We start from the raw sequence: 8,837 nt of genomic DNA on the forward strand, positions 1-8,837 counted from the left end.
TCAGCTCACCCGGCGCTCGTGGCCCTGCCAGAACCGCTCGCGCAGCTCTCGGCGCAGGATCTTGCCGCTGGGGTTGCGGGGCACCTTCGCGAGGAACTCGTAGCGCAGCGGCAGCTTGAACCCGGCCAGCTTGCCCCGCAGGTACAGGGCCAGCTCGCGCTCGGTCAGCTCCGCGCCCTCGACCGGCACGACGAAGGCGTGCACCGCCTCGCCCCACCGCTCGTCCGGCACGCCCACCACGGCCGACTCGGCGACCAGCGGGTGGCGGCCGATGACGTGCTCGATCTCGGCCGGGTACACGTTCTCGCCCGCGACGATGATCATGTCCTTGATCCGGTCGCGGATGAACAGGTAGCCGTCCTCGTCCAGCACGCCGGCGTCACCGGTGACCACCCAGCCGTCCACCAGGGTCTTCGCGGTGGCCTCGGGCAGGTTCCAGTACTCCAGCATCGCGGCCGGCGTCTTCAGCCACACCTCGCCGACCTCGCCCGGCGGCAGCGGGTCGCCCGCGCTGTCGGCGACCTTCACCTCGAACCCGGGGTACGGGCGGCCGGCGGCCTGCATGCGACCGCCGTCCAGGGTGTGGTCGGCCGGCGGCAGGCACATCGCCGTGTTGCCGGTCTCGGTCAGGCCGTAGATCTGGGCGAACTCGCAGCCGAACCCCTCGACGCAGCGGGCCAGCAGCGCGGCGGAGATGGGCGCGCCGCCGTAGACCACCTTCCGGAGCGTGGTGAAGTCCTTTTTGGACACACCGGGTTCGGCCAGCAGCAGGCGGAGCATGGCGGGCACCATGCACGCGGTCGTCACACCGAGGGTGCGGATCAGCTCGACCGCGCCGGCGGTGGTGAACTCGCGCATGACGACGTTGGTGACGCCCGCCGAGAACCCCTGCGTCGCCCACCACAGGCCGCCGATGTGGAAGCCCGCCATGCCGACCAGGCTGACGTCCCCCGCGCGCCAGTCGATCCAGTCCAGCCCGGCGGACGCCAGCGCGTCGCGCACCGCGAAGAAGCTGCGGTGTGCCAGCACCACGCCCTTGGGCAGACCGGTCGTGCCGCTGGTGTACATCTGCACCAGCGGGGTGTCCGGCGTGACGCGGGCCAGCACGTTGGCGTCGGGCTGCGCCGACCGCCAGGCGGTGAACCCGGTGTCCAGCCCGATCACCTTGGTGAGTTCCGGCAGTTCGGTCGCCAGCTTGTCGGCGGTGGGCGCGGAGTCGGCGTCCACGAACAGCAGCGCGGTGCCGGAGTCGCGCAGGATGTGCTCGACCTCGTCCGCCGCGAGCCGCCAGTTGATCGGCACCAGCACCACACCGGACTTCGCCGCGCCGAACAGGAGCTCGTAGTAGTGCTCGGACTCCTTGCCCAGGTAGGCGATGCGGTCGCCGGGACCGAGACCTTCGGCCTGGAGGCCGCGGGCGACCTGGTTGCTCACGCGGTGCAGCGCGGCGTAATCGACCCGCCTGCCCTCGCACACCATCGCGACGGCGTCCGGCTGCACGGCGGCGTGCTTGCGCACCACGTCCACGAGCGTGCGCACCTGAACGGTCACCGTTCCTCCCTTCAGAACACGTGCGGGCGGCTGAAATTCTTAGTTGACTGAAATAAAATTTTCTCTTCTGTGCCGGCACCACAACGGCCGAACCACAACGGCCGAACCGCGACGGCCCCACCGCACCGGTTTCACCGCACCGGGCGCTTCCCAGCGGTTGCGCCGCGATGGCCACCCCTGCGACCGCCGCACCGCCGCGCCGGGGCTCCCACTGCCGCCGCCGCGACCGCCGCCGCCACCGGGCCTGCTGCTGTCACCGGGCCTGCCGCTGTCACCGCGACCGCCGCCACGGCGACTGCCGCTGCCGCCACCGACTCCGGCTGCCGCCGCGACCGCCGCCGCCCAACGGGCCTGCCGCTGCCGCCACGACCGCCGCCCACGCCACGCCGAGCGGGACCAGCCGCACACCGAGACCAGCCGCACACCGGGTCCGGCTCACGCCGGGCTCGGCTCACGCCGGGCTCGGCTCGCAGCGGAGTCGCTGCACCAGGCTCGGCTCACACCGGGCCGGTTCAGGCCGCGTCGGCCTGGAAGCGCATCCCCGGCGGGTTGACCAGGGCCATGCGGACCTCGCCGTCGGCGATGCCGCCGTTGGCGTCCCAGAACCGCCAGGGCATGTCGATGATCTGCACCGGCTTGCTCCGGTTGCGGTGGCTGAACTCCGCGAAGGACACCTCGCCGCTGAACGACGACGAGTCGATCGGGCGGCGGAAGTTGGACTTGAAGTTGGCGATCAGCATGTCGGGCAGCTGCTTGGCCCAGTAGTCGTCCATGGTCCACGCCTGGAAGGCGGGCAGGACGTCCTCCTGGACGCACTTGGCGATCAGGTAGTACATGAGCTGGTTGAAGCAGATGTTCACCTCGACGGAGTTGAGGTGACCGGTGTCGTCGATGTAGCACGAATAGGGGATCGCGAACTCGCCCTGCGCGCTGGCCAACCCGTTCGCCACGTCCACGGTCGCGGACTTCAGGTATTCGGTCTTGGGTCGCGCGTACGGGCGGAGCACGTCGGAAAGCAGGACCGGGTCGTTCGGGAATGTCCGGAACCCGAGCGAGGTGTTCTCCACCGGCGATGTCGTCATCGTTTCCTCCTCAGCGCACCGAGTGTGAATTCGACGGTAATCGCCGGCGGGGAATCAACCGGTAACAGCGGCGGAACTCGCCCTGCGGCCCGCCGGGCGGCGGCGCGCCAGGGCGTCGAGGAGCATGTCGGAGGTCAGCGAGCGGTCCATCAGGAGCTGGTCGGTGGACAGCAGCGCCACGTGCAGCGCCTGGATGCGCTCGGAGGGCTCGATGCCCAGCTCGCCCATCATCCGCTGGCGGAACCGCATGTAGACCTCCAGCGCGGCCGACGACCGGCCCGACCGGTGCAGGGCGATCATCAGCATGGCGTGCGCCGACTCGTGCAGCGGGTGCTCCACGACCAGCGACGCCAGCTCGGAGATCGTCTCGCGGTGCCGGCCCAGGCACAGGTCGGCGTCCACGCGGGTGGTGTGCGCGTAGAAGCGGCGCTCCTCAAGCCGGGCCGCCTGGGCGCGCAGTTGCGGACCCCATTGTCCCTGGTGGAGGACGTTGCCGCGCCACAGCGCGAGGGAGCGGCGCAGGTCGTCGCCGGCCTTCTCGTAGTCGCCGGCGTGCATGGCGGCGGTGCCCGCGGTGACCAGTTCGTCGAACTCGACGATGTCGAGCTGCCGGGGGTCCACGCGCAGGGTGTAGCCGCCCGAGCAGGTCAGCAGGACGTCGCGCGTGACGTCCTCGACGGACATGCCCAGCACGTCGCGGAACAGCTTGCGCAGCTTGAACATGTAGGTCTGGAGGGTGGCGTGGGCGGTGCGCGGCGCGCCGCCGCTCCACAGCTCGCGCACCAGCAGCGACGCGCCGACCGGCTGGTTGGCGTGGAACAGCAGGGTGGACAGGATCAGCCGCAGCTTGGGCGCGCTGGGCGCCACGTCCACCCCGCCGTGCCGGATCACCAGCGGGCCGAGCAGTTCGAACCGCAGGCCCGCCGGCGGGTTCTCCCGGGACGTCCGGGGCGACACCACCGGCGCTTCCGGCAGCGGCCCGAATTCCGGTTCCGGTTCGGACGCCTCCAGCAGCGCGGCGAGCAGCGACAGTTTCTCGGCTCGGGACATCACACCGAGCCCGACCAGGTTTGCAGTCATTTCGGACCTCGCAATCTGCCGGCTCCACCGCGATTTCCGCCGCGGTCGGGCGTGAGCCGGCGGGCGGTTCCCGCCGAAAGGTGCGACGAGTGGCGGTCGAGGGGAAGTCGGGACGGGGCCCAACGCTATTCCAACCGCCGGTCGAGCCGATAGTGACCGTTTCATGGGTCGGCATGAGCAACCAACGCCGGGTCACGTGACGCGTGCACTTGTCCGGGGCACGACCCGGCCGGGACGCTTGCCTCGAAGCACGCTGGAGCGCCGCTGGAGCGGCACTGGTCGAGCAGGGGGATCACCATGCCGGGTGGCGGGTCGGGGCTGCGGGTCGGGTTCAAACGGCACCTGCGGGCGCACGTGGTGCGCGGCGACGCCGTGTACGTGCTGTCCGAGCGGGGCGCGACGTCCGTGCGCGGGGCCCACGTCGAGGCGGTGGCGCCGTTGCTGGACGGCACGCGCGGCCTGGAGGACCTGGTGCGCGACTGCCCGGAGGGCCTGTCCCCGGCCGAGGTGGGCGCGGTGGTGATGGGCCTGGTGGAGGCCGACCTGGTGACCGTGCGGCCGGCCGACCAGCGCGCCGACGACCCGGCCCTGGCCTACTGGGAGGCCGCCGGCGTGGACCCGTCCGCCGCCACCGCCTCGACCGCCGCGGCGCGGGTCGGGCTGATCACCGTGGGCCCCTGCCCGGAGGGCGCGGCACGGGCCGTGACCGACGCCGGGGTGACGATCACCCGGATGCCGGGGAACTTTCCCCTGGCGGGTTCCGACCTGTCGATCGTGCTGTGCGACGACTACCTGGAGGAGGGGCTGGCCGACGTGGACGCCGCGCACCGCGCGGCCGGGCGGCCGTGGCTCATCGCGAAGCCGGGTGGCGCGCAGGTGTGGCTGGGTCCGGTGTTCGACCCGGCCGCGGGCGCCGGCTGCTGGCACTGCCTCGCGCACCGGTTGCGCGGCCACCGCCAGGCCGAGACGCGCCTGCGCAGCCTCGGCGACACCCCCCTGGTCCCGCCGGACGTGTCGCTGCCGCCGCTGCGCACCGCCGCGCTGAACCTGGTGGCGATGGAAGCCGTGAAGTGGTTGGCGGGCCTGCGCCACGACGGCCAGCGCGCGGTGTGGACGTTGGACAGCGTCGGCCTGGGCGGCAAGCACCACGAGCTGCGCGCCCGTCCCCAGTGCCCCGGGTGCGGCGACCCGGACCTCATGCGCGGCAAGGCCCTGCGACCGTTGGTCCTCCAGAGCCGCCGCAAGACCTCCCGGACCGGTGGCGGCCACCGCTCCCGCTCCCCCGAGCAGGTGCTGAGCGATCACGGGCACCTGGTCAGCCCGGTCACCGGCGTGGTCAAGGAGATCACCCGCGACGACCGCGGTCCGGCGTTCCTCAACTCCTTCCGCTCCGGCCCGAACCTCGCGCTGACCACCCGCCGCGACGCCGACCAGATGCGGTCCGCGCTGCGCGCCGAGAACGGCGGCAAGGGCGTGACGCCGCTGCACGCCGAGGTGAGCGCGTTGTGCGAGGCCGTCGAGCGGCACAGCGCGTACTTCCACGGCGACGAGGCCACCGTCACCGGCCGGTTCGCCGACCTGGAGGACGCGGTCCACCCCAACGAGTGCCTGTTGTTCGACGAGCGCCAGTACGCCGACCGGGAGCGCTGGAACGCGACCTGCTCGCCGTTCCAGTACGTCTGCACCCCGTTCGACGAGACGGCCGAGACGACCTGGACCCCGGTGTGGTCGCTCACCGAGCAGCGGCACCGCCTGCTGCCCACGTCGATGCTGTACTTCGACGTGCCGGCGCGGCACGGCGGCGCGTCGCTCAACGCCGACTCCAACGGCAACGCCGCCGGCGCGAGCCTGGAGGACGCCTTGCTGCAAGGGCTCCTGGAGCTGGTGGAACGCGACGCCGTGGCGCTGTGGTGGTACAACCGCACCCAGGCCCCGGCGGTGGACCTGGACAGCTTCGGCGACCGCTGGGTCGACGAGCTGCGCGAGGTCTACGCGGGCCTGCGCCGCGAGGTGTGGGTGCTCGACGTGTCGTCGGACGTCGGCATCCCGACGATGGCGGCGCTGTCCCGGCGCACCGACAAGCGGTGCGAGGACGTCATGTTCGGCTTCGGGGCACACCCCGACCCGGCCGTGGCGCTGGTCCGGGCGCTCACCGAGATGAACCAGCTGCTGCCCGCCGTGGTCGACGCGCGCGACGACCGCGACGGCTACGGCTGGTCCGACCCGGACGCCGTGCGCTGGTGGCGCACCGCGACCTGGGAAGGTGACCCCTGGCTGCGCCCGGACCCCGAGGTGATCCCCCGGACCAGGGCGCACTACGCGCACACCCCCACCGACGACCTGCGCCACGACGTGACGGCCCTCCAGCACGACCTGGAGTCCCTGGGCCTCAACGTCATGGTGCTCGACCAGACCCGCCCGGACGTCGGGCTCCCCGTCGTGAAGGCGATCGTGCCGGGGATGCGCGGCTTCTGGGCGCGGTTCGCGCCGGGACGGCTGTTCGACGTCCCCGTCAAGCTCGGCAGGCTGGCCCGCCCCACAGCCTACGAGAGCCTCAACCCCATACCCCTGTTCGTGTGATGGAGCCACAAATTGCGATCCGACGCCGACGCGCCACCCCAGGGACCGAGCCTCTCGCTGTGGTCCTTCCGGGACGACGTGGCCATCGAGACGGCCGAGGACGGCAGCCTGACGATCCTCGCCCGCTGGGGCGACGTGACCCTCGATCCGCCGGGGCGGGCGATCGAGGAGGTCCTGCACCGCATGACCTTCGGGCCGGTCGCTCTCGGGAACGTGGACGGACTGGACCAGGACGAGCTGCACGGCCTGTTCGAGCGGCTGCCCGGCCGCATCGTCCGGTCCCTGGGCTCGCGCGACTCCGCGATCCCGCTGCTGTCCGCCCAGCCGGTGTCCCCGCACGGGGTGCTGGCCCTGCCGGAGGTGCCGCCCGACCACCCGGTCCGGCTGTCCCGCTTCGCCCTGGCCCGCCAGCGTGACGGCGAGCTGGTCCAGGAGTCGCCGCTGTCGCACCACCGCGTGGTGCTGCACCGGCCGCAGGCCGCCGCGGTGCTCGCCGCGCTGGCGCGGCCCACGACCGTGGCCGAGGCGGCGCGGCGCGTGGGGCTGCCGGTGGCGCTGGTCGGCGAGGTCGTCGCCTACCTGGTCGGCGCGGGGATGGCGGTCCTGGCCGACGACGGCGCGTTCGACGAGGACCGCGACCCGGCGCTGCGCGGCTGGTCGCCGTACGAGCTGATGTTCCACACGCGCGGCAGGCTGGGCCGGCACGACGAGCCGTCCGGCGCGACCTTCCGCCACGTGGACACCACACCCGCGCCCCCGGCGACCAAGCCCACCCCGGAGGGCAAGACCTTCCGCTTACCCCGTCCGGGCGCCGAACCCACCATGACGCTCATCGAGGCCATCGAGACCCGCCGCTCGACGCGGTCGTTCGCCGCCGAGCCGCCCACCGCGGCCCAGCTGGGCGAGCTGCTGCACCGGTCCGCGGCCGTGCGGTCGCGCACGGAGGTGGCGGGCCCGGGCGACAGCCGGTACGAGGTCACCCGCCGGCCCTACCCCGGCGCCGGCTCGATCTACGAGCTGGAGCTGTACCTGACCGTCGACCGCAGCCCCGACCTGCCGCCCGGGATCTACCACTACGCCGCCGACGACCACGCGCTCACCCTGGTGAACGACGACCCGTCGGACGTGGCCGAGGTCCTCGACGGCGCGCGGGTCGCCACCGGCGGCCGACGCCCACCGCCGGCGCTGCTCACGATCACCGCGCGGATGGACCGGATGGGCTGGGTGTACGACGGGATCTCCTACGCCACCACGCTCAAGCACGTCGGGGTGCTGCAACAGACCCTGTACCTCACCGCGACCGCCCTCGGCCTGGCCGCGTGCGCGTTGGCGATGGGCGACGACGACACCGCCGCCGCCGCGCTGCGCCTGGACTGGCCGGCGGAGGTGAGCGTCGCCGAGTTCGCCGTGGGTTTCCCGGACTCCTACTACGACGAACCGTACTCGGCCGTGCACGGAATGTGAGGGTGTCTGCGACGCCGCTGACATCTTGCTTAAATCCCCTGCCGGAGCAGGAAACGGACGTACATCATGCTTGCCGCGGCGTGGTACAACCGGTGACACGCGCGGCTTAGGGGGTTGCCGAGTTGATCAAGGTGATGCTGGCCGAGGACATGCACATGGTCCGGGGCGCGCTCGTCGCGTTGCTCAACCTAGAGCCCGACATCGAAGTGGTGGCAGAAGTTTCCTCTGGGACGGACATTCTGCCGATGGCGCAGAAGGTCCGCCCGGACGTCGCGGTCATCGACATCGACCTGCCGGGCAAGGACGGCCTGACGGCACTGGGCGAGATCCACGCGGCCCTGCCGGAGATCCGCACCCTGATCCTCACCGGCCTGGGCAGACCCGGCAACCTGCGCCGGGCGTTGTCCGCCAAGGCAACGGGCTTCCTGCTCAAGGACGCGCCGCCGACGGAACTGGCCGACGCCATCCGCAGCGTCGCCGCCGGCAGGCGCGTGGTGGACAGCCAACTGGCGATGTCCGCATGGGACAGTGCCGAATCCCCCCTTACCGCACGGGAGACGGAAGTTCTCCGCCTTACTGCGGAAGGTCTGCAAGCTGTCGACATAGCGTCACAGATGTTCCTGTCCGTGGGAACGGTCCGCAACTACGTGACGACGATCATCAACAAGCTCAACGCCCGCAACCGAGTGGACGCCATCCGCATCGCCCGCGAGGCAGGCTGGCTCTAGCGCACATTCCCCCACCATTTGAGACACCAGTCCACACAGGACCCCCGCACACACGAAGGCCCGCAGACCTCCCGCAAGGGCAGGACTACGGGCGTTCTTGCGTTAAGGACCCCCTCCGCACCCTTCGCCGCGCCACACCCGCGCACTCTTCGCCGCGCTCCGCGCGGCTCCGCCGCGCCACACCCGCGCGCTCTTCGCCGCGCTCCGCGCGGCTCCGCCGCGCAGCGGCGGCTGAGCTACCAGCCACAAGGGGCCTTCGTGTTCCCCACCGTATGACCTGCCCGAAGGGCTACCACAGATCGGCCCGGGTGCGGCCAAAAAGTTTTGCGAGGAACGAGCAAAAGTTTTTAGC

Annotated in this window: 6 protein-coding genes; 3 read left to right on the forward strand and 3 right to left on the reverse strand. The window is 71.8% G+C overall.

Annotation, left to right across the window (positions count from 1 at the left end):
* The 3 genes from AB0A74_RS27945 to AB0A74_RS27955 all read right to left on the reverse strand — a co-directional run bounded on the left by AB0A74_RS27945 (position 1) and on the right by AB0A74_RS27955 (position 3,713).
* Positions 1–1,551, reverse strand: coding sequence for a fatty acid--CoA ligase (locus AB0A74_RS27945; protein ID WP_358253956.1), 1,551 nt, complete (start codon positions 1,549–1,551; stop codon positions 1–3).
* A gap of 512 nt (positions 1,552–2,063) precedes the next feature.
* A complete protein-coding gene (locus tag AB0A74_RS27950; RefSeq protein ID WP_358253958.1) occupies positions 2,064–2,633 on the reverse strand; it encodes an FcoT family thioesterase in 570 nt (189 codons plus the stop codon).
* 54 nt (positions 2,634–2,687) lie between these two features.
* Complete coding sequence (locus AB0A74_RS27955) at positions 2,688–3,713, reverse strand: AfsR/SARP family transcriptional regulator (protein ID WP_358253959.1); 1,026 nt, start codon at positions 3,711–3,713, stop codon at positions 2,688–2,690.
* A gap of 297 nt (positions 3,714–4,010) precedes the next feature.
* On the opposite strand from AB0A74_RS27955, the gene AB0A74_RS27960 reads away from it, so the two are divergent.
* The 3 genes from AB0A74_RS27960 (at position 4,011) to AB0A74_RS27970 (ending at position 8,485) form a co-directional block, all read left to right on the forward strand.
* Positions 4,011–6,293 carry a TOMM precursor leader peptide-binding protein gene (locus AB0A74_RS27960; RefSeq protein WP_358253961.1) on the forward strand — a complete coding sequence of 761 codons (2,283 nt, stop codon included), beginning with the start codon at positions 4,011–4,013 and terminating at the stop codon, positions 6,291–6,293.
* A gap of 12 nt (positions 6,294–6,305) precedes the next feature.
* Positions 6,306–7,757: a SagB family peptide dehydrogenase gene (locus tag AB0A74_RS27965; RefSeq protein WP_358253963.1), complete on the forward strand. Its 1,452-nt coding sequence runs from the start codon at positions 6,306–6,308 to the stop codon at positions 7,755–7,757.
* Positions 7,758–7,879: 122 nt separating this feature from the next.
* Positions 7,880–8,485, forward strand: coding sequence for a response regulator transcription factor (locus AB0A74_RS27970; protein ID WP_343940330.1), 606 nt, complete (start codon positions 7,880–7,882; stop codon positions 8,483–8,485).
* Positions 8,486–8,837: the final 352 nt, after the last annotated feature.

The organism is Saccharothrix sp. NPDC042600 (assembly GCF_040647305.1).
GTDB lineage: Bacteria > Actinomycetota > Actinomycetes > Mycobacteriales > Pseudonocardiaceae > Actinosynnema > Actinosynnema mutabilis.